We start from the raw sequence: 24,324 nt of genomic DNA on the forward strand, positions 1-24,324 counted from the left end.
TCCGACAGGCCCTCAACGCCTATGCGGAGTGGAGTTCCACCCCAGTGACCACAACGTCATGACCCGCGCCCCCTGGTAGAGGAGCCCTCCCGGCCGCGTGTTCGGGCTTTGTTGCGGAGTTCGTCCAGTCGTATCAACACGTCAATCTGAAGCAGACACGGCCACCCATGGACCACCAGACCCAAGAGCAAGCACCCCAGGGCCCACCAGGGATGGGCGAAGACCGCGAGAGCTGCAGCGGCCAGCAGATGGATCGCAAGCGACGCAGCATGGCTGACCAATGACCCAGCGGCATCGAACCTGAACGGATCAAGGTCGGCGAAGGACCTGATGGGGCGACGTACCTGCCGGTTCCACCCCACCCGGTCCAGCATTCGGGCCAGCAAACGCGGCCTGGCCCAGCGAAACATCGAGGACCGCAACGCTGTTCGTGGCCACTGGTGGGCGAGCAGCCGGTGGGTGGGATGCCCGTAGAACACGCCCGCCCCAAAGGTTCCAGCCGTCACCAGCCCCACGTACCCGCCAGGGGATCGCGGCACGACGACAACAAAGCCACATGCCAGGACAAGTACGGTCACCAAAGCGGCAAGGAGACTGGAAGTCTTCATCCCCGGCAATCCATCTGTCGCCCTACGGTCTTTTCAGCGCAGTTCTCAATGCCTGCGCCCCGTGGACGGTACTCATCTCCAGCCGCCGGTAACTTCATCATCAAACACGGTCATCCAGTAGTCCGGAAGCACGTCACGCAATGCCGTCCACACCACCTGCGCGGGGTCCTCCGGCACTGCGACACCCACCAGCACGTCAGGCCCGTGCACGGCCAGCCGTTCCCGGCACACTCCGCACGGGCTGAGCACCAGAAATCGCCCGTGGCCATCACGATGCAGGCACACCGACGCAACGACGGCCTGGTTCAACCGGAACGCCCCCGCGTACGGCTCGATCTCGTGGCACACCTCCACCGCCGGGTTCACCGCATCCGGAGCGGTGCCGGTGAGGATGGTCCCGTCGGCCAGCAGCATCGCGGCAGCACCGCGCTCCTCCCCGTCCGGGAAGCGCGTTTCGATCAGGTTCAGGCACGCGCTGACGGTCTCGTCCAGCTGGTCACGGTTCATGTAACAAGGGTATGACTCAGCCCCGGAACGCCCCCGCCAGGTTCCGTGCCCCGGAAGCCAGCAGGGCGACGTCGGCGCCCACGTTCACGAAGTCGGCACCCGCCGCGAGGTAGTCCCGCGCCTGGTCCTGGGCGAACGCGTTGACGCCCACGAACTTGCCCGCCTCGTGCACGGCGGTGATCACGTGCTTCACGGCGGCGACGACGTCCGGGTGGGTCTGCTGACCGATGAGCCCCATGGAGGCGGCGAGGTCCGAGGGGCCCACGAACACGCCGTCCACACCGTCCACCGCCGCGATCTCCTCGATGCTCGCCACGGCCGCCGCGGACTCCGCCTGCACCACCAGGGTGATGGTCTCCCGGGCGCGCGGCAGGTAGCCGGGGATCCCGCCCCAGCGGCCGGAGCGCGCGAGCGCCGCGCCCACACCGCGCACACCCTCGGACGGGTACGCCACGGCCCGCGCAGCGGCCTCCGCCTCCGCCACGGAGTCCACCATGGGCACGATCAGCGACTGCACCCCGAGGTCCAGGTACTGCTTGACGACGACCTCGTCGTTGGCGGGCACCCGCACCACGGACAGCGTGGGGTACCCGGCGATGGCGCGCAGCTGCGCCTGGATCGACTCCAGCGACAGCGGCGAGTGCTCCCCGTCCACCAGCAGGTAGTCGAAGCCCGCGCTCGCGCAAATCTCTGCGGCGGTCGGGTCCCCGGAGGAGAGGAAGATGCCCGTGACCGGGTCCTCGGGTGTAAGCGGCAGCGCGAAGAGGTCCTTGAGGCTCGGCAGCACACCGGGCAGGTTCGGCGCGTCCGGCGCGCGGAAGGTGTGGATCAGCTCGTTCACTCGAAACGACACGTGATGGCTCCCAACTGTCCGTAGTCCGCGTGGACGGTGTCCCCCGGGTGCACCCACATGGGCTTGGTGAAGGACCCGGCCAGCACGATGCTCCCGGCCTCCAGCGCATCCCCGTGCGCCGCGAGCTTGTTCGCGAGCCACGCCACCCCGTTCGCCGGGTGGTTCAGCACCGCGGCGGCCACGCCCGTGTCCTCCAGGGTCTCGTTGCGGTACAGCAGCGCGGACACCCAGCGCAGGTCCACGGCGTCCGGGGCCACGGGGTTGCCGCCGTAGACCATCCCGCCCAGGGCGGCGTTGTCCGAGATGGTGTCCACGATGGTGCGGCCCTCCATCTGGATCCGCGAGCTCAGGATCTCCAGCGCCGGCACCACGTACTCGGTGGCCCGCAGCACGTCGAAGATGCTCGTGTGCGGCCCGCGCAGCTCCTCCTTGAGCACGAACGCGAGCTCCACCTCGATCCGCACGTTCGAGTACTGCGCGTGCTCGATCACCGAACCGTTCTCGTGCACCTGGTCCGCGAAGATCGCCCCGTAGTCCGGCTCGGTGATCCCCGTGGCCTCCTGCATGACCTTGGACGTGAGCCCGATCTTGCGGCCCACGAGCCGCCGCCCGGACTCCTGCGCCCGCCGGCGCCACTCGTTCTGCACCGCGTAGGAGTCCTCCACGGTCATCTCCGGGTAGCGCTTGGTGAGGCGCTCCACCATCGTGCGGTTCGCCTCGGCGGCGGCCAGTTCGTCCGCGATGGCCACCACGCGTTCGTGCTCCAGCATGTCCCTGCCTTTCGGTTCGTGCGTGCTCGGGGGACGACGACGCCGCCCGCCCACGCGAGGGGGCGGGCGGCGTCGTCGTCGCGGGTCAGAGCTGGTGACCCATCTTGTACTCGCCCTGCTTCCACTCCGGCATGGAGTCCTCGCCCTCGGAGGGGCGGGTGTAGGAGAAGCCGTCCGCGCCGATGGTCACCTCCAGCTCGGAGTCGTCCGTGCGGGAGACGACCTCCTGGGGGTTGCCGTCCAGGTCCAGCACCAGGGAGGCGTCCGTGTACCAGGACGGGACCACGGGGGTGCCCCACCAGTCGCGGCGCTGGTTGTCGTGGACGTCCCACGTGACCACGGGGTTGTCCGGGTCACCGGTGTAGTAGTCCTGCGTGTAGATCTCCACGCGGTGCCCGTCCGGGTCCCGCAGGTAGAGGTAGAACGCGTTGGAGACGCCGTGGCGGCCGGGACCCCGCTCGATCCTGTCCGACTGGCGCAGCGCGCCGAGCTTGTCGCAGATGGCCAGGATGTTGTGCTTCTCGTGGGTCGCGAAGGCCACGTGGTGCATGCGGGGGCCGTCACCACCGGTCATGGCGGTGTCGTGCACGGTGGGCTTGCGGCGCATCCACGCGGCGTAGACCGTGCCCTCCTGGTCCTGGATGTCCTCGGTCACGCGGAAGCCCAGGTCCTGCATGAACTTGGTGGCGCGGGGGACGTCCGGGGTGACCTGGTTGAAGTGGTCCAGACGCACCAGGGCGCCCGGGGTGTACAGGTCGTAGCGCCAGGCCAGGCGCTCCACGTGCTCCACGTCGTGGAAGAACTCGTAGGGGAAGCCCAGCGGGTCCTCCACGCGCACGGAGTCCCCGATGCCCTTGGTGAAGCCCTCGCTGCGGCGCTCCACACGGCAGCCGAGCTCCTCGTAGAAGGCGACGGCGCGGTCCAGGTCCTCGGGGCTGCGCACCCGGTACGAGAACGCGGCCACGGCGGCCTGCGGGCCCTTGCGCAGCACCAGGTTGTGGTGGATGAACTCCTCGATCGAGCGCAGGTAGACGCTGTCCTCGTCCTCCTCCGTGACCGTGAGACCCAGCACGTCCACGTAGAACGCGCGGGACTTCGCGAGGTCCGTGACCACGAGCTCCATGTACGCGCAGCGCAGGATGTCCGGCGCCGGGACGGAGGGGGTCGTGACGGGGTCGTCGGTGGTGATCGGGGCTTCCTGCGAAACGTAGAAGCCCGAGGACGTCATTGTCCGATCAGCGGGATTCGTCATGATGTGTCCTTCGTGATGAGGGTGACGGGGTCAGTGGAGATTGCGGGGTCCTCGGCGGACCCTGCGCCGCTGCGGCCCGTGCGGACCGCAGCGGCGGGGTGGGAGTGGGCCTCAGCCGTCCGCCTTCGCGGCGGCGTCCTCCTGCTTGCCGAACACCGGGTTGTGCACTTCACCCAGGTTGATGTGCACGGCCTGCTGGTCGGTGTAGAAGTCGATCGAGCGGTAGCCGCCCTCGTGGCCCAGCCCGGAGGCCTTCACGCCGCCGAACGGGGTGCGCAGGTCCCGCACGTTGTTGGAGTTCAGCCACACCATGCCCGCCTCCACGTTCTGCGCGAAGTTGTGGGCGCGCTTGAGGTCGCTCGTCCAGATGTAGGCGGCCAGGCCGTACTTCGTGTTGTTGGCGAGCTCCAGGGCCTCCTCGTCCGTGTCGAACGGGGTGATCGCCACCACCGGGCCGAAGATCTCCTCCTGGAAGATCCGGGCGTCCGGCTTCACGTCCACGAACACGGTGGGCGCCACGTAGTTGCCGGTCTCGAAGCCCTCCGGGCGCCCGCCACCGGCCACCAGACGGGCCTCCTGCTTGCCGATCTCCACGTAGGACATGACCTTCTCGTAGTGCTCCGGGTGCACGAGCGCGCCCACCTCGGTGCTCGGGTCCGAGGGCAGGCCCACCTTCACGCGCTTGGCCTGCGCGGCGTAGCGCTCCACGAACTCGTCGTAGATCCCGCGCTGGACCAGGATGCGCGAGCCCGCGGTGCAGCGCTCGCCGTTGAGGGAGAACACACCGAAGATGGTCGCGTTGATCGCGGCCTCCAGGTCAGCGTCCTCGAAGACCACGGCCGGGGACTTTCCGCCCAGCTCCATGGACAGACCCTTGAGGTACGGGGCGGCGTTGCCGAAAATGATCTGCCCGGTGCGGGACTCGCCCGTGAACGAGATCAGGGGAACGTCCGGGTGCTTCACGAGGGAGTCGCCCGCGTAGCCCTCCTCGCCGAAACCGTTGACCAGGTTGAAGACACCGGCAGGCACGCCGGCCTCCTCGAAGATGCCCGGCCACAGGGACGCCGAGAGCGGTGTGAACTCCGCAGGCTTGAGGACCACGCAGTTGCCCGTGGCCAGCGCGGGGCCCAGCTTCCAGGACTCGAGCATGAACGGGGTGTTCCACGGGGTGATCAGGCCGGCCACACCGATGGGCTTGCGGTTCACGTAGTTCACCTGGCGGCCCGGGACCTTGTAGGCGTCGTCCGTCTGGGCGACGACCAGGTCCGCGAAGAACCGGAAGTTCTCCGCCGCGCGGCGCGCCTGGCCGAGCGCCTGGGTGATGGGCAGACCGGAGTCGTAGGACTCCATGGCGGCGAGCTGGTCCCCGCGGGACTCCACGATGTCCGCGATCCTGTGCAGGATCCGGGAGCGCTCGCGCGGGAGCATCTTGGGCCACGGGCCCTCCTCGAAGGCCTTCTTCGCGGCGGCCACGGCGGCCTCGATGTCCGCCTTCTTGCCGGAGGCGGCCTTGATGTAGGGCTCGTTGGCCACGGGGTTGAGGACGTCGAACGTGTCCCCGTCGATCGAGTCGACCCACTCGCCGTCGATGTAGTGGCGGATGGAATCGGGAAGGTTCTCGGGCTTGGTGTCCTGCAGGGCTGCCATGTGGTGACTCCTTGAATCAGTGCGAAGAATCGGTGCGAATCAGTGGGACGGCCGTCGGTGGGTCATGCGGTGCGCCGCTGCGCCTCGTCCGTGCCGCCGCGGCTGCTGAGGTAGCTCTGCAGGGTTGCGGCGCGGTGCTGGCGCACGGCACGCTCCACGGCGTCCGCCGGGGCGTGGGTCTCGATGAGGTGGAGGATGTGGTGGTGCTCGTTGACGGAGGCGCGGGCGCGCTCCGGGACGAACGAGAACGTGGAGCTGCGCAGGTGGTTCAGGCGCTCCCACTCCACGGTCACGAGGTCGTTGAGCCGCTCGTTCGGGCAGCGGCACGCGAGCACCCGGTGGAACTCGTGGTTGGTCTCCGTGAACGCCTGGGGGTCGAAGTTCTGCAGCGACTCCTCCATGGCGGCGTTGAGCTCACGGGCCCGGGCGAGGTCCGCGGCCGTGATGCGCTCGGCGGACAGGGCCGTGGCGGCGCCCTCCAGGATCGCGAGGGTCTCCATGCTGTAGCGGTACTGCTCGCCGTCCACCATGGACACCCGTGCGCCCACGTTGCGCTCGAACGTCACGAGTCCCTCGGCCTCCAGCCGGCGGATCGCCTCGCGCACCGGCACCACGGACATCCCCAGCGCCTCCGCGATGCTCGCGAGCACCAGGCGGTAGCCCGGGGAGAACGCCTGGGTCATGATCTGCGCCTTGATCCAGTCGTAGGCGCGCTGCGCCTTGCTCGGCGCGGCGTTCGCGGAGTCCGCGGTCAGGGGCATGGGTTCCTCGGTTCGGTACGGGGGTCGTGCACTCGGGTCGTGCACTCGGCGCGTCGGGCGGCGAGCCGCGGGTCGTGCGGCGGGTGGCGGGTCAGTCGGTGGGCACCGGGTTCTCGGCCAGCCACCGCTGGAACTTCTCCTTCCACTCCCCGGTGGGCGGGAACAGCCCGTCCACGGGGTGACCCTCGGCCACGCGCTCGGCCACCCAGCCGTCTTCGTGCTCCTTGGCCAGGGCGTCCCGGGCCACCTCCTCGGCGAGCGCGCGGGGGATGACGACGACGCCGTCGTCGTCGCCCACGATCACGTCACCCGGCAGCACGGTGACGTCACCGCAGGCCACGGCCACGTCCGACTCCCAGGGCACGTGGCGCCGGCCGAGCACCGCGGGGTTGGGCGCCTTGCAGAAGACCGGCAGCCCGATCTCCTGCACGGCCGCGTAGTCGCGCACACCGCCGTCCGTGACCACGCCGGCCGCGCCGCGGTGGCGGGCGCGCAGCGCGAGGACGTCCCCGAGGGTCGCGGAACCGGTCTCGCCGCGCGCCTCGATGACGATCACCTCGCCCTCACCCACGGCGTCGAACGCGCGCTTCTGGGCGTTGTAGCCGCCGCCGTGGCTCTTGAAGAGGTCCTCACGGTTGGGCACGAAGCGCAGGGTCCTGGCGGTGCCCACGAGCTTGGTGCCCGGGGTCTGCGGGAAGACGCCGGCCACCACCACGTTGTTCAGCCCGCGCTTGCGCAGCTGGGCGGAGAGCCCGGCGGTGGGGGCCTTGTCGAGCATCGCGCGCAGCTCGGGGGACAGCGCGTGCTCCGCGCCCCGCTCGGGCAGGCCCGCGGCCTCGCGGGAGCCCCACGCCTCCTCGCGCTGGGTGTCGTTCACGGCCGGCATGGCGCCCAGGCCCTCGTCGAAGCCCTCGCCGCCCTCGGTCACGCGGCTCACCAGACGCCCGGACGACGGCGCCCCGGGGGCCGTGGGCGCGTCCACCTCCACCTCCACCACGTCACCCGGGCGGGCGACCGAGGAGCCGGCGGGCGTGCCCGTGAGGATCACGTCCCCCTCCTCGAGGGTCACGTGCTGGGAGAGGTCCGCCACGAACTGGGCGAGCGGAAAGATCATGTTCTCGGCGCCGGTGGTGTCCTCCTGGACCACCCGGCCGTTGAGCCACGTGCGCACGCGCAGCTGCTCCGGGGAGACCGTGCGGGCGTCGATGAGCGCCGGGCCCAGGGAGGTGTAGCCGTCCCGGCCCTTGTTGCGCAGGTTGGAGCCCTTGTCCGCGGCGCGCAGGTCGTAGAGGCCCCAGTCGTTGGAGGCGGTCACCGCCGCCACGTGGTCCCAGGCGCCCTCGAGGGAGACGTTCCTCGCGGGCGTGCCGATCACCAGGGCGATCTCACCCTCGAACGCGAGCAGCTCCGTGCCCGCGGGGCGCTCCACCGCGGCACCGGAACCGGCCAGGGAGCTGGCGGGCTTGAGGAAGTAGGAAGGCACGGCAGGCTTGCGACCACGCTGCGCGGCGCGGGACTCGTAGGCCACGTGCACCGCGATGATCTTGCCGGGGCGCACCGGAACCGGCTGCGCGGCGTCGTTGCCGGGTGCGGGGTTCTGCGGGGTCTGGGTCACGGGACCGTCTCCTCTGGTCGTCACGGTGTTGTGCCAAATCGTATATTATCCACGGAGGGTCAACAAGTGGTGTGCTTCACACGAATTGACCGGCGGCCGACAAACAGCTCCACTACTCCCCCGCCAGGCCAGGAGAGTCCGCCGATCTCACCGCCGTGGACCCTGTCACATTCGGGGTAGATCGTATATGATCTGAGCCACAGCCACCGTCGTCCATCCGTCACCCGGATCGCCGTGGACGGAGTAGCGCCGCTCCTCCGGCTCCCGATCCCGGACCACGCCCCGGCCCGCGCCGCGGAAGAACACAGGAGAAACCATGCAATTTCATCAGAACGGATACGTCTCCGAGGATCCCCGCGTGGAAGAGGCCCGCGGCTACGGCGTGGACCGTGCCGAGGACCTCCCGGAGACCATGGACGTGCTCATCGTCGGCTCCGGCCCGGCCGGTGTGATTGCGGCGGCGCAGCTCTCCCAGTACCCGGACGTGAGCACCCGGTTGATCGAGCGCCGCCCGGGCCGTCTGGAGATCGGCCAGGCGGACGGCATCCAGGCCCGCAGCGTGGAGACCTTCCAGTCCTTCGGGTTCGCGCAGGAGATCATCCAGGAGGCGTTCATGCTCCAGGAGATGTGCTTCTGGAACCCGGACCCCACGAACCCGCAGAACATCGTGCGCACGGGCCGCCCCGCGGACGACCCCCACGGCATCTCCGAGTTCCCGCACATGATCGTGAACCAGGCGCGCGTGCTCGACTACTTCCTGCGTGCCGCCAAGCGCGGCCCCGGGCGGATCGAGCCGGACTACGGGATCGAGTTCGTGGGCCTGGAGGTTGACCAGGAGCAGGAGTACCCGGTGGCCGTCACGGTCCGTCACGTGGCCGGTCCGCGCGAGGGCGAGGAGCGCACGGTGCGCGCCAAGTACGTCTTCGGCTGCGACGGCGCCGCATCCCGCGTGCGCAAGGCGATCGGCCGCAAGCTCGAGGGCCAGGGGGCCAACCACGCGTGGGGCGTCATGGACGTGCTCGCCAACACCGACTTCCCGGACATCCGCACCAAGTGCGCGATCAACTCCGTGAACGGCTCCATCCTGCACATCCCCCGCGAGGGCGGCCTGCTCTTCCGCATGTACGTGGACCTGGGCGAGGTGCCCGAGGACGACAACCACGAGATCCGCAAGACCCCCGTGGAGGAGGTCATCCGCCGGGCCAACCAGATCATCCACCCCTACAGCGTGGACGTGAAGTCCGTGGCGTGGTCCTCCGTGTACGAGGTGGGCCACCGCCTCACGGACCACTTCGACGACGTCGACACCGAGGACCGCGGCACCCGCTGCCCCCGCGTGTTCATCGCCGGGGACGCCTGCCACACCCACTCGGCGAAGGCCGGGCAGGGCATGAACGTGTCCATGCAGGACGGCTGGAACCTGGGCTGGAAACTCGGCGCGGTGCTCTCCGGCCGGGCGGACGAGTCCCTCCTGGACACCTACTCCGAGGAGCGCCAGGAGATCGCCAAGAACCTGATCGACTTCGACCGCGAGTGGTCCACCCTGATGGCCACGCCGCAGGACAAGCTCCCGGACCCCAAGTACCTGGAGGAGTTCTACGTCAAGACCGCCGAGTTCCCGGCAGGCTTCATGACCGAGTACAAGCCCTCCATGATCGTTGCGGGCACCGAGCACCAGGACCTCGCGGAAGGCTGGCCCGTGGGCAAGCGCTTCAAGTCCGCGCGGGTGCAGCGCGTGTGCGACTCGATGGTCGTGCACCAGGGCCACGAGGCCACCGCGGACGGCCGCTGGCGCATCCACGTGTACGCGGACCCCGCCGTGGCCGGCGCGGACTCCCCCACCACCGCGTTCGCCGAGTGGTGGCAGAACGACCCCGCCTCCCCGCTGCAGGCCCACCGCCGCGAGGGCGACGGCGACGCCACGCTCTTCGACCTGGACGTCACCTACCAGCAGGCCTACACGGACGTGGACATCAACGCCGTGCCGCGCGCGTTCAAGCCGCAGGTGGGACCGCTCGAGCTGAACTACTGGGAGCGCGTGTACGCGGCCATCCCCGGTGAGGACGTCTTCGACCTGCGGAAGATCAGCCGCGACGGCGCCGTGGTGGTCGTCCGACCGGACCACTACGTGGCCGCGGTGCTCCCGCTGGACGCCACCGCTGAGCTCGCGGCGTTCTTCGACGGTTTCCTGCGCACGAACTGATCCACCGGGGCGGCCCGGTCACACGACGAAACCCGTCGTGTATCGCTTGGGGGATGCACGACGGGTTTCGTCGTGGTTGGGCTGCCGGACGGCCCGTCAGTCGGGTGCTACGCGGGCGGGACGCCCCGGCCCGGCGCAGCGGGACTCGCCTCAGCGGGAGATCACCACGCTGGCCTCCGAGGTGTTGACCCGGAAGGTGAGCGTCTCGCGCAGGTAGAGGTCCACGGTCTCGGCGGTGTGGGACGTGTAGCCGATCGCCGTGTCCTGGCCCAGATGCAGCTCGTAGTCACCGCCGCGCGCGGAGACCAGCAGGGCGTCGTCGAGCGCGGGGGCCCAGATGATGCTGCCGTCGCCCAGGATCCGCTGGATGTGGTCGTGGACCGGGTAGCCGTGGTCCGTGGTCTCGGTGACCTCCGTGTAGAGGTCCGCGGGCAGCAGCAGGTTGTACGGGCCCGCCACGCCGGCCAGGCGCAGCTCGGTCTTGGCCTTGGCCACCGCGTTCGGGAACTCGCGGACGTCCTGCGGCATGGTGACGCGCTCGTTGTCGCTGGCCGGGGCGATGCCCTGGATGCCGGCGGCGTCCGAGCCGTAGAACACGGTGCGGTCCTCGGCGGAGGCCAGGGCCACGGCGGCGTCCTTCACGGGCTGCCAGTCCGGGTCCGTGGCGCCGCGCTCGACGTCGTCCACGTCCGAGCGCTTGACCGTGAACGGCGCGCGCAGCTCCACCACGCGCACCACGTGGCGCTGCAGCGCCTCCACACCCGGGGTGTCCGCGGCCACAGGGCTGACGTGGCCCGTGCCCAGCGCGGAGAACTCGGCCCCGGCGGGGTCCGGCATGTCCACGGTGCGGCGGGCCGCCACGCGGGCCTTGAAGGTCCGGCGGGCCTCGTCGCCCATGTCGGCCCACGCAGCGGATGAGATGGGAGCGAGGTCCCTGTACAGGTTGTTCATCGTCAACTCCTTGGGTTGGTTGGTCGAGTGGTGTGCCCGGCCCGTGTCAGGACTTCTTGAGGCTGCCGATGCCCAGCGACCCGTCCGCCGAGGCGGCGGGGGCGGCGTCCTCGTCCGCAGCGTCGACGCCGGCGGACGTGCTCTGGGCGGGCACCGTGGTGGGGTCGTCCAGGAAGGACTTGGGGGGCGCGAAGAACAGGCCACCCGTGACCGCGGTGGAGAAGTCGAGGATGCGGTCGTACGTGCCCGGCGGGTTGCCGATGAACATGTTCTCGAGCATCGTCTCGGTGATCGCCGGGTCCGCGGCGTAGCCGATGAAGTAGGTGCCGAACTCCTGCGAGCCCACTTCCCCGAAGGGCATGTTGTCCCGCATGATCTCGCGGGCGTGGCCGTCCACGTCGTCGAGGTCGTTGAGCGCCACGTGCGAGTTCGCGGGCTTCTGCTCGTCCGGCATCTCGATGTCCTCGAGCTTGGAACGGCCGATCACCCGCTCCTGCTCCCCGGTGGACAGCGCCTCCCACTCGCTCATCTCGTGCAGGTACTTCTGCACGATCACGTAGCTGCCGCCGCGGTAGGCCGGGTCCTGGTCCCCCACGACCGCGGCCGTCTGGGCCTCGTCCCCCTCCGGGTTGGCGGTGCCGTCCACGAAGCCCAGCAGGTCCCGCTCCTCGAAGAACTTGAAGCCGTGGACCTCGTCCTGGACCTGCGTGTACGGGCGCAGCCGGGTCATCAGCTGCTTGGCCAGCTCGAAGCAGACGTCCTGCGTGCCCGCCCGCAGGTGGATCAGCAGGTCGCCGGGGGTGGCCGGTGCGGAGTGGACGTCCCCGTGGAACTCCTTGAACGGGTGCAGGTCCTTGGGCAGGGGAGCGTCGAAGAGCCGACCCCAGGCGTCGTGCCCGATGCCCACCACGCACAGCAGGTTGCTCGTGGGCACGCGGAACGAGACCGCCTTGGTCAGGTCCGAGACGCCGGTGAGGACGTCCGCCACCTGCGCCTCCGCACCCTCGTTGACGGTGAGGACCAGGAACATGGCGGCATTGGCCGGTGGGGCCACGATCTTCTGAGTGGGCATGGTGCCTCCGTGGGTGAGCGGGCTACCGTTGCGGGCCGTTGACTGCCTCCACACTATCCCCCTGAGTGCGGAGCCCCGGGAGGGAACGCCGGTTCCCGGAGGCGGGTCCCGAGGGCGCCACCCGTCGGGTGTCCCTCACGACGACGCCGACGGCGCCGCCGGCCTGGGTGCGCGGAACCCGTCCCGCTCAGCACACCGCGGGCCCACGTCCGTCACGACGCCGGGACCTTCAGAGCCCTCGGAAGAGATCGACGACGTTGGCCGCCGTGGTCTCGCGGCACCCCGCGAAACCGGTGCCGGCCCACAGGTTCAGCCCCTCGGGGTCGTCCGCGGAAGCCGCCCGCAGCGGTGCGGTCATGTAGTGGACCTGCGGGTAGCCGGGCACCTGCGCGGCGGCGAGGCGGTCCGTGAAGCGGTTGCGCAGGGCGCGGGCCGCCCGCCCGGAGAACACCCGGGTCACCACGGTCTCCTCGTGCTCGCCGCCCAGCAGCGCGCGGCGGTGGGCGGGCTTGGTTCCCGCCTCCTGCGCGGTGAGGAACAGGGTCCCCACCTGCACGGCGTCCGCGCCGCGCTCGAGGAGGTCAGCGGCGTCGTCGCGCCCGGACACGCCACCCGCCGCGATCAGCGGCAGCGCGGTCTGCTCGCGCACGCTGCTCACGAGGTCCGCGGTGGAGATCTCCTGCGGGGTCTTCGCCTGGCCGTGGGTGGCGCGGTGGCCGCCCGCCTCCGCGCCCTGCACGACGACCGCGTCCGGGTCGAGGGCCAGCGCCGCGGTGAACTCCGCCTCGTCCGTGGCGTTGAGGATCACGGCGGTGCCCACGGACCGCAACCGGGCGACGTCGTCCACGGACGGCAGGCCGAACGTGAAGGAGACCGCCGGGACCGGCTGGGCCACCAGGTGGTCGAGCTTGGCGGCGTAGTGGTCGTCCGTGTACTCGCCCGGCCGCGGCGCGGGCACGCCCAGCTCTGCGGCCAGGGGCGCGAGGGCGTCCGCGAAAGCGTCCAGCTGCGCGGGGTCCGAGGGGTCCTGCTCGGGCGTGAAGAGGTTCACGCCGAAGCGGTCCGTGCGCTCGGCGACCTTGCGGATCTCCGCCGCCATGGCCTCGGTGGTCTTGTAGCCGGCGGCCAGCATGCCCAGTCCCCCGGCTCGGGCGACGGCGACCGCGAGCGCCGCCGTGGACGGCCCACCCGCCATGGGGGCCTGGACCACGGGGACCTGCAGCGCGCTCAGGGGATTGGACATGGTGGCTCCTTAGACTGGCGGTCGTGTTCGACTCCCATGATGCGCGCCGCGCCCCCGTTCCGTCCTCCCCCGTGACCCACCCGGTGACTTCGGAGGTCGACGACGCCGCCCCCTCCCGTCCCGTCATCAAGGTCACCGGGGTGGTGCTGCGCCGCGCGGCGGACGGCCACGCACTGACCGTGCGCAAGCGCGGGACCGGGATGTTCATGTTCCCCGGTGGCAAGCCGGAGGCGGACGAGACCCCGCGCGAGGCCGGGATCCGGGAGGTCCGCGAGGAGCTGGGGCTCGAGCTGCCCCCGGAGGACCTCGTGCTCGTGGGCGAGTGGCACACGGACGCCGCCAACGAGCCCGGACACGCGCTGCACAGCCACGTGTTCCTCAGCACCGTGCCGCTCACGGAGACGCCCATACCCGCCGCGGAGATCGAGGAGCTGCGCTGGCAGCCGCTCGACGGCGTGGAGGGCGTTGAGGACCTCGCCCCGCTCTCCCGCTGGTACGCGCTGCCGGTGGTGCGGAGCGCGGGGAGTTGGCCCCGCCGCTAGGGTCAGGGTTGCTGACCCGGCACGCTCCTGGCTTCGTCCCTGGGTGGAATCTTCCCCCAGGCTTCGAGTCTTCCCACTCGGAACCGGCGCAGGGCCAGCTGTCCACCGGCAAAAATGATTGCGTAGATGGCAGGCACGACCAGCGAATCCCGGACGATTTCATGCGGCCAGATTGTCAGCGTCAACACCGTGATCAGTCCCAGCACAGCGAGGAAAATCACCACAGCCAGAAACACCGCACGCAACACTGTGTGGGGATAGTACGGATCTGCCTTCAGGATCTCCTAACGCCTCGTATCCGAGCCGTGTGGGCCGGCACGTCGGGCATGATCGTCCCCGGCCCGGTGGGTGTTGCCTGCTTCTGCTCCGCCGGCTTGCTGCCCGGCCGCGTTCTGTTCGCTCGTGGACATCGCTGTCTCACCCGCTCCGGTTTCTTCCACCGGGACTCTCCCGGCCTTCCACCGTCCCAGACTGGACGGGCCCGCACAATGGCCGATCGGCCACTTCTCGCACGCCCCGCCCGGCCAGGTGTCGCGCACGCGGCCGGCCACGCGGCGTCGTCATCCCTTGGGCCGACGACGCCGCGCACGGCCCCGCTCAGGCCGCCGCCTTCTCCTCCCGGCGGGCGGAGCGGCGGACCTGCAGGGCGCCGATGAAGCCCAGCACGATGAACCCGGTGGCGATCACGAGCGCCCACTGCGTCGCATGCGTGAAGCCGGTGGCGAGCGCGTCCACGACGTGCTGCGTCTCCGGACCCAGGGGGTGCTGCGGGGCCTGCTCACGCAGATGGGGGATCATGCCGCCGGCGGACTGGCGAGTGGCCTCCGCGAGCTGGTCCGCGTGCGCGGAGTCCAGGCCGGTGCCGCTCAGCGCGGCGGGCAGGGTGAGCCCCATGAACACGGACAGCGCGGCTCCCGCGAAGGCGGTGCCGAGCGCGGAGCCGATCTGGCGCACGGTGCTCTGCGTGGCGGACGCCTGGCCCGACGCCGCCACGGGGACGTCCCGCAGGACCGTGCCGGTGAGCTGCGCGGAGGCGAGCCCCAGGCCCACGCCGTAGACCACGAGCGGCAGTGCGATCAGCCATGCGGACGTGCTGGGTCCCATGAGCAGCCCGAGCACGGCCACGCCCACGACCTCGAGCCCCAGGCCGATCAGCACGGTCCCCGGGGCACCGAACCTCGCGGCGAGGTGCCGTGCGGAGGCACCCGAGATGAACGCACCCACCGCCATGGCGGCAAGCACCAGGCCGGACTGCATGATGTCCAGACCCAGCACGTTGGTCAGGTAGAGCGGCAGCACGAAGATGATGGCGAACTAGCCCACGGCCACCATGGCGGCCGCCAGGTTGCCCCACGAGAACGTGCGCACTTGGAAGAGGTTGAGATTCAGCAGGGCCGAGCGGCGCACGCGGGCGCGGTGGCGCTCCCACACCACGAACAGCGCCAGCGCCACGACCCCCCACCACGAGCGCGACCGCCACGACGGACACGGCCGCCGTGGCGGGCCACACCCATCCGAAGATCGAGAAGTCCGCCGTGGGGGTGAGCCAGCCGACGGCCGGTCCCTCGATGATCGCGAAGACCAACGCCCCGAACGCCAGGGCGCTGAGCATGGCGCCGTCCACCTCCGCGCCGCGTTCCCGCACGTCGCTGCGGGTGTTGGTGATGCTGCGCCACCCCACCGCGGCAATGATCGCGGCCAGGGGCAGGTTCACCAGGAAGATCCAGTGCCAGGACGCCCAGTGGGTCAGCGCACCGCCCACCAGCGGGCCGATCGCCGCCGCGCCGGACATCACCGCACCCCACACGCCGAACGCCGGCCCCCGGTACTTGCCACGGAACAGGGCGTTCACCGTGGACAGCGTGGACGGCATGATGAACGCCGCCCCCAGCGCCTGCACCGCGCGGGAGGAGATCAGCGCCCCCGCCGTCCCGGACAGCGCCGCGAGCAGGCTGCCCCCGGCGAAGACCAGCAGCCCCACCATGAAAATGGTCTGCGCCCCCACCGGTCCGCGAGCTTGCCCGTGGACAGCAGCAGCGCGGCGAGCAGCACCGCGTAGAGGTTGTTGACCCACTGCGCATCCGTGAGGTTGAGGTGCAGGTCCGAGATGATCGCGGGCAGAGCCACTCCCACGATCGTGCCGTCCAGCACGATCATCCCCAGCCCCGCGGCGAGCGCGCCGAGCGCCACCCAGTCCTGGCGTCGTGGCGCGGGTGCGCTCTCGACGTCGCTCGGTCGTGTTCCCGCCGCCGGTGTCGACGCCATGTTCCAGCCTCCGCAGATGGTCGGTGCCCCGCCCGTTCCGCGGCTCGGTGGCCGACGGCGCCGGGACGAGTTGTCCTGGCGGGAAGACTATCCGCTCGGCGCGTGCCGGTGCGCATGCATGGACCGTGCGTCCCGGCGGCGCGCGGTTCAGGTGCGGCGCATCACCGTGGCCGCGTCCACGGCGACGTCGCCGGTGCCGGGCGCCGCGGCGTCGTCGTCCGTGAGGCCAGGGAGGGTGACGTCCCAGAAGGGCGTGGGGCCCGTGATGCCGAGCTCCTCGCGGGGCACGGCGTGCGTGTCCTGGCTGCGGTCGTCCACCGGGGCGCGCAGCAGGGTGGCCGTGGCCCAGCCGTGGGTGAGGAGGTGGTGGTCGCTGTCCGGCTCCTCGGGCCCGGTCTCCGCGCTGTAGGTCACCGCGATGTGCTGTTCGTCCCCGCGCCCGATCTGCGCCTGGACGGCACCGAAACTCGCCAGGTGCGCGGGCTTCAGACCGCGCAGCCGCGCGGGGGCCACGTCCGGGACGTTGAGGTTGAGGATCCACTCGTCGAACGGGCGCTCCTCCCAGTGCTCCAGCGCGAACCGGGTGACCAGCTGCGCGGTCTCCCAGTGCTGCGGGGCGCCGGAGGTGATGGACACCGCGATGCCCGGGATCCCGTGGGACGCCGCCGTCAGCACGGCTCCCACCGTGCCCGAGTGCAGCGTGGCCTTGCCCGTGTTCGCCCCCAGGTTCACCCCGGAGAGCACCATGTCCGGGCGCTGGCCGAACGCCCCGTACGAGGCCAGGAAGGCGATCAGCGCCGGGGCGGCCTTCACGCCCACGCACTCCACGCCGTGGGGCATGCCGGGCGGAGCGGCCTCCACGAGCGCGATCCGGCCGTCGATCTCCTCGCCGGACAGGGATGCGCTCGCACCGGAGTACTCCTCCGCGGGCGCGGCCACCTTCACGGTGTGGCCGCGCTCCAGTGCCGCCCGGGCGAGGACCGCGAGGCCCGGGGACGAGATGCCATCGTCATTGGTGACCAGGATGTGCATGTGGACCATCGTGGCACGCGGCCCGCACCCGGACCAGGTGCGGACGTCAGGAAATCGTGCGCACCGTAATCTGGCGGGCGAACTTCTCGATGGTCGTGCGGTTGCCCGTGCCCAGTCCGCGCCGTGCCACGTTGAGGGCACCGGCGGAGGCCCCGAGTGCCACGGCGTCCACGAGGTCCAGGCCGCGGGCCAGCCCCACCGAGATCCCCGCGGTCATGGAGTCCCCGGCGCCGCGGTGGTCCAGCGGGGTGATCGACGGGGCGGAGACCTCCCGCACGGAGTCCGCCGTCACGAGCAGCGCGGGGTCCTTGGCGCGCGAGATGACGACGGCGCCGGCGCCGCGTTCGAGCAGCGCACGTCCCGCGCCCACCAGGGACTCGGGGGTGTCGTCCGAACCGAGGTCCAGGTCCCGCACCTCCTCGTGGCTGATCTTCAGCACGTCCACCTTCGCCTCCACCGCGGCGAGCGCGGGTGCCCCGCTGAGGTCCGCCACGACCGTGGTCCCGGCGTCCCGGGTGTCACGGATGAGACGGCCGAAGAACGCGGCCGGCACCACGTCCCCCGGTTCCGCCCCCGTGACGGTCAGGACGTCCGAGGCCAGCGCGTCCACGAAGGCCGTTCCGTAGAGGTCGTCCAGCTCGTGGCGCGAGAGCTCCGGCGGGGGCATGTGGGCCACGGTCTCCCGGTCCTCGCCCCGCAGGTCGTACACGTAGCCGCCGTTGCCGTAGCCGTAGCGCACCGCGTTGACCTGCATGCCCAGCCCGTCCAGCATGGAGCGGATCAGGGCGCCGAGCTCCCCGCCGAAGGGCCCGCTCACGGACACGTCCGTGCCCAGGGAACTCGCCATGCGCGCCACCCACAGCCCCTGTCCACCCGGGTGCATGTGCACGTCCGACTCGTGGGGGCTGCGGTTGCGGTACGCCGCGGGCTCCGTGATCTCGGTGATCAGCAGCGGCGTGGGAACCAGGACGGAGAGGCGCGGCTTCGCGCCGGAACGGGTGTCGGTCACGCACGAAAACTACCCCACACGGGTGCTGGTGAACAGGACGGGGAGGTGCCACGATGGTGGGATGAACGCCACCGCACCCATTCGCATCGTGGAGGGTCAGGCGGCCAGCGAGCACACGCTCCGCGCCCTGGGCTCGTACTTCAGCGAGCTGGACCACCGGATCGACGGCGGCTTCGACCCCGAGCTCACGGAGGTCACCCGCCCCGAGGACGTCACCCCGCCCCACGGCGACTTCCTCCTCATGACGGACCTGGTCACCGGGGAGGTCATCGCGTGCGGCGCGGTCCGCCGGATCGACGACGACCGCGTGGAGCTGCGCCGGATCTGGGTCACCCCCGAGCACCGCGGCAAGGGCCACGCCCGCACGCTGGTGCGCGCCCTGGAGAACAAGGTGCGCTCCTTCGGCGCCGGCACGGCCGTGGTCTCGCTGAACCCCGAGATGACCGAGGGCATCGCCATGTTCCGCAACCGCGGCTACGAACCCGTGGAGTCCTTCCATGAGGCCACCACGGCGTCGGTGTTCCTGGCCCGCACGCTGTAGGGGCGAGCCTTCCGGCGCGGGCGACGACGACGGCGCCCCGCTACTTCCGCGCGTCCCTCGTCCTCTTCTCGTTTGCGGCTTCAATGGCCCGCACCAGTTCCTCTTTCGTCATCTCCGAGCGCCCCTGCACGTCCAGCTCCTGGGCGATCCCGTAGAGGTGCTCCTTGCTCGCGTTGGCGTCCACGCCCCCGGCGGTGTCCTCCGAGTTCAGCCCGCCCTTCTCGGCGCGGGCGTCCGACGGGCCGTTCTCCTCCTTGGGCTCCCAGTGGTCCCCGACCTTCTCGTGGGTGTGCTTCACCGCGGACCAGGCAGTGCGCGCGGCCCGGGAGTCGTCGTGGTACTCCTCCTCCGCGGCGTCCCAGGTCTGCGCGAAGGTGTCCTGCGCCTTCTCGTCCGAGCGCCGCAGCGTGGACGGGATCTCGTCCTGGCGTGCGCGGCCGTCCTTGTTCGCCTTGGGCATCGTGGCCTCCTGGGGTCTTCCGGTCGTCGAGGACACCCCCAATTTTAGAAACGACGACGCCGCGCACCCCACCCTTTCGGGCCCGGCACCCGCGTACTGTGCGCCTTGAGCTGAATCCGCTCAACTTTACTGCCCGGGGTATTGGCACTCTCCGCACCGAGTGCTATCTTTTTCGTAGTTGAGTCAAGGGGACTCAAGAAACGTGAAAGCTCCACTTCCACGGGATGACAGGGCGGCGGGGCACATCACGGCGGTGTCCATCATGTAAGGAGCAACTCCCATGGCTACTTTCGATCCGTTCTCCGAGGTCCAGAACTTCGCCAACCAGGTGCTCTCCAGCCGCAACGGCCTGGAGCAGATGCCCATGGACCTCTACCGTCAGGGTTCCGACTACTACCTCGCGGCGGACCTGCCGGGCATCGACCCGTCCAGCGTGGACGTGGACGTCGACGGCCAGCTGCTGACCATCCGCGCCCAGCGCCGCCTGCCTTCCGCAGAGAAGGACACCAAGTGGATCGTGCGCGAGCGCCGCAACCACTCCTTCGTGCGCCAGCTGAACCTGGGCCAGGGCATCGACACCGAGAACATCACCGCCGCCTACGACAACGGCGTGCTCACGGTGCGCATCCCGGTCTCCCCCAAGTCCCAGCCCCGCAAGATCCAGGTGGCCACGGGTCAGGGCAACCAGGATAACGTGGTGCTCGAGCACGGTGGGAAGTCCGAGGACTCCTCCCCCGAGAAGGGCTCCGAGGACTGACCTCGTGAACGGGCGGTGGTCCGGCACACGGACCGCGCTGTAGGACGAGCAAGGGCCCGCGGGAGTGATCCCGCGGGCCCTTCGTCACGTCCGGGGACAGCCTCAGCCCGCGAAGAAGAACCGCGTGAGGTGGAAGAACACCGGGGCCGCGAAGATCAGGGAGTCCATGCGGTCCAGGATGCCGCCGTGGCCGGGGATGAGCGTGCCGAAGTCCTTGATGCCGCGGTCCCGTTTGAGGCTGCTCATCACGAGCCCGCCCGCGAAGCCCAGGACGCACGAGAGCAGCGCGAGCCCGGCGGCCTGCCAGGGCGTGAACGGGGTGAGCCACCACAGGGCGGCGCCGAGCGTCGTCGCCGAGAGGATGCCCCCCACGAACCCCTCCCACGTCTTGTTGGGGCTGACGGTGGGTGCGATCCGGTGCCGCCCCAGGGTCTTGCCCCACAGGTACTGCAGGACGTCCGAGCCCTGGACGACGACCACCAGGAACAGCAGCAGCGCACCCGCCTCCGCGCCGCCGGAGCCCACGGGGGAACCGTCCGCGGCGGCCTTGCCCTCCCGGAACACCACCGGAAGCTGCAGCACGGCCGGGAGGTAGCTCAGCGCGTACACGCACACCATGAGCCCCCACTGGCTCAGCGCGGCCCTGTGGAGGAACGAGTCCGTGCGCCCGGACAGCGCCAGCAGCACCGGCAGGAAGAGGAACGCGTAGACCGGGATGAAGATGGCGTACATGCCGTACCAGTGCTGCCACAGGAACCAGAAGTGCAGGGGGCTCAGCACGGCCATGATCCACACCATCACGCGGGTGTCCCGCTCGCCGCGGGGCATGAGGTCCGCGAACTCGCGCATGGCCACCAGGGACAGCGCCAGGAACAGCAGCACCACCACGGTCTCCCCGAGGGCGAGGCTGCCCACGAGCACCCCCGTCATGATCCACCACGCGAAGATCCGCTGCCGCACGTTGAGCAGCGTGGCCCGCAGCCCGTCCGAGCGGGTGCGGCGGTACATCACCTCCGCAACCACGGTGGCCACCACGAGGAACGCGAGCAGTCCCAGGACCAGCCGCAGACTCTCCGGGCCGAGCAGCCCCACGGTCGGCACGGCCTAGCCCCGTGCCCGCAGCTCGCGGGCGGTGGCACCGAGCCGGGTGACTGCGGTGACCGCGCAGCCCGCGACGACCACCACGAGCGTGAGCCACAGGACGATCCCCGGGTGCCAGCCCAGCACCGGCTCGAACAGGCTGACCAGGATGCCGCCCATGAGCACCCACATGCGCCGCTGCTTGGGCAGGATCCCACCGAACTGCTGGGCGCAGCCCAGGCTCACGCCGAGCGTGCGCACGTAGGCGGTGAACACCGCGAGGGTCCCGGCGAGCCAGCCGAGCGTCACGCCCCCGGCCACGGACGACGCCGCCCAGCCGGCTCCCACGAACAGGGCCAGGTCCGAGAGCCGGTCCGGTACCTCGTTGTACAGGTCCCCGGTGGGCGTCCGCAGCCCGCCCTCGACCGCGAGCATCCCGTCCAGCATGTTGCACAGCAGACGCAGCGGGATGCAGACCGCGGCGAGCAGCAGGGCGACGGTGCGCAGGGCGCCGTCCGCGTGGCCCGCGACCACCAGGCACCCGGCGCCCACCAGTGCCGTGACCACGGACGCCACCGACACGTGGTTCGGGCGGATCCCGGTGCGCTGCAGCGCCGAGGCCGCGGCGGTCGCCCACCCGGCGCTGCGCTGCGGAATGGGTCGGCGCAAGGGGCCGGTGGGGGTCATGACGCTCCTCGTCTCGTGGACTTCTTCTCGGGCTCTTCTTCTCGTGCTCATCGGCGCGGGCATTGGGCCTGGGCTCTCAGATGTATTTTCATGAATCATCTGCACTGTGAGTATGCGGCAACAGTGACACGGCGGCGAGTCCGTGGGGTTGGATATCCACAAGAAGACGACGAACGACACCGGGAGACCGCCATGCTCAGCAGCCGACGACGCCATCGCAGGGAGCGCGGACACGCGGCGTCCAGGGCGGAGCACGCTCTTGCCGCGGCGTGGGGGTTCGCGGAGGCGACCGGGTTCTTCATCGTCCCGGACGTGTGGCTCTCCGCGGTGGCCATGCGCAGCGTCGGCCGGGGGCTGTCCTGCGTGGGCTCCGCGACCGCCGGGGCGGTGCTCGGCGGCGCCGTGATGCACCGCTGGGGTGCGCGCGTCCCGGCCCGCCGCTCCGCGAGCGTGCTGTCCCGGCTGCCCGCGGTCTCCCCCGCGATGATCACCCGCGTGGAACGCGAGATGCCCGCCCACCGCTACACCGCCGTGCTGCTCGGACCGCTGCGGGGCACTCCCTACAAGCTCTACGCCCGCGCCGCCGGGCTGCAGGGAGACCCGCTTCTGCCGTTCCTCGCGTGGTCCGTCCCCGCCCGGGCACCGCGGTTCGTGCTGGTCACCGCCGGGGTCGGCGGCCTCTCCGAGCTGCTCAGGACCCGCTGCCCGGGACTCCCCGAGGGCACCCGGTGGGCGGTCTTCGCAGCCGGGTGGACGGCGTTCTACGCGTGGTACTTCCGCACGGTGGGCCGGGACTGACAGTCCGCTCCCCTGCCGGGCCACACACGTGCAGCCCAGTCCGACGAGGCCCGCGGCGCATCTGCACGATCTGGAACGCGTCCGGCGCGGGCGGGCTTTCCCGCACCGCGCGCCGGCGTGGAGCCCCGGAACGACGTCGCCGCGTCACGCCAGGTAGCGCGCCCGCACCTCCTCCGGCAGCATCCCGCCGCCGGTCAGCCAGGCCATGTGGGTCGCGGTCGGCGGCACGGTTCGCGCGGTCGCGGTCGTCTCGGCTGCGCCCGTCTCCGGCGCGACGCCCGCGGACCCGCCCGTCCCCGGGTCGGCGGCGTGCCCCGGAAGGCCGCGCGCGGCGTCGTCGTCCCCCGTGCCAGCGCCCGCCACCCGGCGGACCGACTCGAGGGCGGCCGCCGCGGACGGCTCCACGACGATGCCCTCGGCCGCGTTCAGGGCCCTGACCTGCGCGAGCATCTGCTCGTCGGAGGCGGTGACGTACCCGTCCACCAGGCCCTGCACGGCGCGGCCCACGAAGCCGGAGGGCCGCCCCACCGCGAGGCCGTCCGCGACGGTGCGGGTGGTGAGGCCCAGCTCGGCGACCGAGACGGTGTCGTGCCGGCCCGTGCGGACTCCCAGCAGCATGCACGGCGCCTGGGTGGGCTCCACGAACACGCAGTGCACGGCGTTGCCGAACTCACGCTTGAGGCCGTAGGCCACGCCGCCCGGGGCGCCGCCGATCCCGCACGGCAGGTGCACGCACAGGGGGTGCTCCTCGTCCACGGCGATCCCCTGCTCGCGCAGCTGCCGGGCCACGCGGGCGCCCGCCACGGCGTAGCCGGCGAAGAGGCTCAGGGAGTGCTCGTCGTCCACGAAGTGCACGGTGTCGTCCGCCTCGGCGGCGGCCCGCCCGGCCGCCACGGCCTCCGTGTAGTCGGTGCTGTGCTCCACGACCTCCACGCCGCGCGAGCGCAGGAGGTCCTTCTTCCACTGCTGCGCGTGCGTGGACATGTGCACGGTGGCCTGCAGCCCCAGGGCTGCGGAGATGATGCCGATCGACATCCCCAGGTTGCCGGTGGAGCCCACCACCACGCGGTGCGCGGCCATGAGCTCGCGGAACGGGGCCGTGGCGAACACGGAGTGGTCGACGACGCCGCCCGCGGGCAGCGGTGCATCGGCACCGGTCTGCGCGGGGAGCGGAGCGTCGGGAACGGCCAGCAGCCCGTGCGCCACGGCGAGGGACTCCGCGTACTGCAGCACCTCGTGCACCCCGCCGCGCGCCTTCACGGAACCGCTCACGGGCAGGATGTCGTCGCGCTTGAGCAGCACCCGCCCGGCCTCCGGGGCCTCGGCCGCACGCCAGGCGGACGCCTCCTGCACGGGCGACTCGATGAGCCCACCCGCCGCGGCGGTGTCCGGGAACGTGGCGGCGATCCAGGGGCGGAATCGTTCCAGGCGCGCGGCGGCATTGGCCACGATGGCCGGGTCCACGCCGGAGTCCTCCAACCCACGGGAACTGTCCCCGGCCGCGGGGTTCCACCAGGTGAGGGGCTCCTCGCGGGCCAGCCGGTCGACGAGCGGGTCCGCGAGCAGGGCGGCGTCGCCCGCGGGCACGGCGTCGGCTGCCGGCGTGGGGCGGGCGGACGGTTCGGCTCCGTGAGTGGTCATGAAGTCATCATGGCGTGCGCACGGTGGGAA

24 protein-coding genes and 1 pseudogene are annotated in these 24,324 nt (G+C 71.0%); 5 read left to right on the forward strand and 20 right to left on the reverse strand.

What is annotated here, in order from left to right:
- Positions 1–680 precede the first annotated feature (680 nt).
- The 7 genes from KVA01_RS07965 to KVA01_RS07995 form a co-directional block, all read right to left on the reverse strand.
- Positions 681–1,115 carry a cytidine deaminase gene (locus KVA01_RS07965; protein ID WP_141269651.1) on the reverse strand — a complete coding sequence of 145 codons (435 nt, stop codon included), beginning with the start codon at positions 1,113–1,115 and terminating at the stop codon, positions 681–683.
- A gap of 16 nt (positions 1,116–1,131) precedes the next feature.
- The gene (locus tag KVA01_RS07970) at positions 1,132–1,902 is read right to left on the reverse strand and encodes an HpcH/HpaI aldolase family protein (protein WP_068469806.1); all 771 of its coding nucleotides are present in this window, start codon (positions 1,900–1,902) and stop codon (positions 1,132–1,134) included.
- A gap of 50 nt (positions 1,903–1,952) precedes the next feature.
- Positions 1,953–2,738: a 2-oxo-hept-4-ene-1,7-dioate hydratase gene (gene hpaH, locus KVA01_RS07975; RefSeq protein WP_141269653.1), complete on the reverse strand. Its 786-nt coding sequence runs from the start codon at positions 2,736–2,738 to the stop codon at positions 1,953–1,955.
- 85 nt (positions 2,739–2,823) lie between these two features.
- On the reverse strand, positions 2,824–3,990 hold the full coding sequence (gene hpaD, locus KVA01_RS07980; RefSeq protein WP_141269655.1) for a 3,4-dihydroxyphenylacetate 2,3-dioxygenase: 1,167 nt from the start codon (positions 3,988–3,990) through the stop codon (positions 2,824–2,826).
- Positions 3,991–4,101: 111 nt separating this feature from the next.
- Positions 4,102–5,637, reverse strand: a complete 1,536-nt coding sequence (gene hpaE / locus KVA01_RS07985) for a 5-carboxymethyl-2-hydroxymuconate semialdehyde dehydrogenase (protein ID WP_141269657.1) — start codon at positions 5,635–5,637, stop codon at positions 4,102–4,104.
- Positions 5,638–5,699: 62 nt separating this feature from the next.
- Positions 5,700–6,398 (reverse strand): GntR family transcriptional regulator, encoded by a 699-nt coding sequence (locus KVA01_RS07990; protein ID WP_068469735.1) that lies wholly within the window; start codon positions 6,396–6,398, stop codon positions 5,700–5,702.
- A 91-nt stretch (positions 6,399–6,489) separates the two neighbouring features.
- Positions 6,490–8,013 (reverse strand): fumarylacetoacetate hydrolase family protein, encoded by a 1,524-nt coding sequence (locus KVA01_RS07995; protein WP_141269659.1) that lies wholly within the window; start codon positions 8,011–8,013, stop codon positions 6,490–6,492.
- A gap of 316 nt (positions 8,014–8,329) precedes the next feature.
- Here KVA01_RS07995 and KVA01_RS08000 point away from each other — a divergent pair, with 316 nt between their 5' ends.
- Positions 8,330–10,216: an FAD-binding monooxygenase gene (locus KVA01_RS08000; protein ID WP_141269661.1), complete on the forward strand. Its 1,887-nt coding sequence runs from the start codon at positions 8,330–8,332 to the stop codon at positions 10,214–10,216.
- Positions 10,217–10,366: 150 nt separating this feature from the next.
- Here KVA01_RS08000 and KVA01_RS08005 read toward each other — a convergent pair whose 3' ends face one another.
- From KVA01_RS08005 to KVA01_RS08015, 3 genes are all read right to left on the reverse strand, one after another.
- Positions 10,367–11,167 carry a family 1 encapsulin nanocompartment shell protein gene (locus KVA01_RS08005; protein WP_068469728.1) on the reverse strand — a complete coding sequence of 267 codons (801 nt, stop codon included), beginning with the start codon at positions 11,165–11,167 and terminating at the stop codon, positions 10,367–10,369.
- 46 nt (positions 11,168–11,213) lie between these two features.
- On the reverse strand, positions 11,214–12,239 hold the full coding sequence (locus tag KVA01_RS08010; protein WP_141269663.1) for a Dyp-type peroxidase: 1,026 nt from the start codon (positions 12,237–12,239) through the stop codon (positions 11,214–11,216).
- Positions 12,240–12,468: 229 nt separating this feature from the next.
- Positions 12,469–13,482, reverse strand: coding sequence for an NAD(P)H-dependent flavin oxidoreductase (locus KVA01_RS08015; RefSeq protein ID WP_068469723.1), 1,014 nt, complete (start codon positions 13,480–13,482; stop codon positions 12,469–12,471).
- A 23-nt stretch (positions 13,483–13,505) separates the two neighbouring features.
- On the opposite strand from KVA01_RS08015, the gene KVA01_RS08020 reads away from it, so the two are divergent.
- The gene (locus KVA01_RS08020; RefSeq protein WP_141269665.1) at positions 13,506–14,024 is read left to right on the forward strand and encodes an NUDIX hydrolase; all 519 of its coding nucleotides are present in this window, start codon (positions 13,506–13,508) and stop codon (positions 14,022–14,024) included.
- A 2-nt stretch (positions 14,025–14,026) separates the two neighbouring features.
- Here KVA01_RS08020 and KVA01_RS08025 read toward each other — a convergent pair whose 3' ends face one another.
- The 6 genes and pseudogenes from KVA01_RS08025 to KVA01_RS08040 form a co-directional block, all read right to left on the reverse strand.
- Positions 14,027–14,272, reverse strand: a complete 246-nt coding sequence (locus tag KVA01_RS08025; RefSeq protein WP_068469722.1) for a hypothetical protein — start codon at positions 14,270–14,272, stop codon at positions 14,027–14,029.
- Between the two features lie 349 nt (positions 14,273–14,621).
- Positions 14,622–15,323 carry an MFS transporter gene (locus tag KVA01_RS13105; RefSeq protein ID WP_267899939.1) on the reverse strand — a complete coding sequence of 234 codons (702 nt, stop codon included), beginning with the start codon at positions 15,321–15,323 and terminating at the stop codon, positions 14,622–14,624.
- A 15-nt stretch (positions 15,324–15,338) separates the two neighbouring features.
- Positions 15,339–15,476 (reverse strand): hypothetical protein, encoded by a 138-nt coding sequence (locus KVA01_RS13110; RefSeq protein WP_267899940.1) that lies wholly within the window; start codon positions 15,474–15,476, stop codon positions 15,339–15,341.
- 58 nt (positions 15,477–15,534) lie between these two features.
- Positions 15,535–16,289 (reverse strand): annotated as a pseudogene (locus tag KVA01_RS13215) (MFS transporter); the annotation flags it as partial.
- Positions 16,290–16,436: 147 nt separating this feature from the next.
- On the reverse strand, positions 16,437–17,321 hold the full coding sequence (gene surE / locus KVA01_RS08035) for a 5'/3'-nucleotidase SurE (RefSeq protein ID WP_068469720.1): 885 nt from the start codon (positions 17,319–17,321) through the stop codon (positions 16,437–16,439).
- A 46-nt stretch (positions 17,322–17,367) separates the two neighbouring features.
- Positions 17,368–18,330: a 1-phosphofructokinase family hexose kinase gene (locus KVA01_RS08040; RefSeq protein ID WP_068469718.1), complete on the reverse strand. Its 963-nt coding sequence runs from the start codon at positions 18,328–18,330 to the stop codon at positions 17,368–17,370.
- A gap of 61 nt (positions 18,331–18,391) precedes the next feature.
- Here KVA01_RS08040 and KVA01_RS08045 point away from each other — a divergent pair, with 61 nt between their 5' ends.
- Positions 18,392–18,871 carry a GNAT family N-acetyltransferase gene (locus KVA01_RS08045; protein ID WP_068469716.1) on the forward strand — a complete coding sequence of 160 codons (480 nt, stop codon included), beginning with the start codon at positions 18,392–18,394 and terminating at the stop codon, positions 18,869–18,871.
- Positions 18,872–18,911: 40 nt separating this feature from the next.
- On the opposite strand, the gene KVA01_RS08050 is transcribed toward KVA01_RS08045, so the two are convergent.
- The gene (locus tag KVA01_RS08050; protein WP_141269667.1) at positions 18,912–19,331 is read right to left on the reverse strand and encodes a ChaB family protein; all 420 of its coding nucleotides are present in this window, start codon (positions 19,329–19,331) and stop codon (positions 18,912–18,914) included.
- A gap of 280 nt (positions 19,332–19,611) precedes the next feature.
- Here KVA01_RS08050 and KVA01_RS08055 point away from each other — a divergent pair, with 280 nt between their 5' ends.
- Entirely contained in the window at positions 19,612–20,088 is a 477-nt protein-coding gene (locus KVA01_RS08055; protein WP_068469712.1) for an Hsp20/alpha crystallin family protein, read from the forward strand.
- A 102-nt stretch (positions 20,089–20,190) separates the two neighbouring features.
- On the opposite strand, the gene KVA01_RS08060 is transcribed toward KVA01_RS08055, so the two are convergent.
- Both KVA01_RS08060 and KVA01_RS08065 read right to left on the reverse strand, forming a co-directional pair.
- Positions 20,191–21,189: a phosphatidate cytidylyltransferase gene (locus KVA01_RS08060; RefSeq protein WP_082810371.1), complete on the reverse strand. Its 999-nt coding sequence runs from the start codon at positions 21,187–21,189 to the stop codon at positions 20,191–20,193.
- Positions 21,190–21,192: 3 nt separating this feature from the next.
- A complete protein-coding gene (locus KVA01_RS08065) occupies positions 21,193–21,855 on the reverse strand; it encodes a CDP-alcohol phosphatidyltransferase family protein (RefSeq protein WP_141269669.1) in 663 nt (220 codons plus the stop codon).
- Positions 21,856–22,047: 192 nt separating this feature from the next.
- Between KVA01_RS08065 and KVA01_RS08070 the strand changes: the two genes are divergently transcribed.
- Positions 22,048–22,653 (forward strand): hypothetical protein, encoded by a 606-nt coding sequence (locus tag KVA01_RS08070; protein WP_068469708.1) that lies wholly within the window; start codon positions 22,048–22,050, stop codon positions 22,651–22,653.
- Positions 22,654–22,797: 144 nt separating this feature from the next.
- Here KVA01_RS08070 and dsdA read toward each other — a convergent pair whose 3' ends face one another.
- A complete protein-coding gene (gene dsdA / locus KVA01_RS08075) occupies positions 22,798–24,294 on the reverse strand; it encodes a D-serine ammonia-lyase (RefSeq protein ID WP_141269671.1) in 1,497 nt (498 codons plus the stop codon).
- Positions 24,295–24,324 lie beyond the last annotated feature (30 nt).

The sequence above is a fragment of the Kocuria varians genome (assembly GCF_006539885.1).
In the GTDB taxonomy this organism is placed as follows: Bacteria; Actinomycetota; Actinomycetes; order Actinomycetales; family Micrococcaceae; genus Kocuria; species Kocuria varians.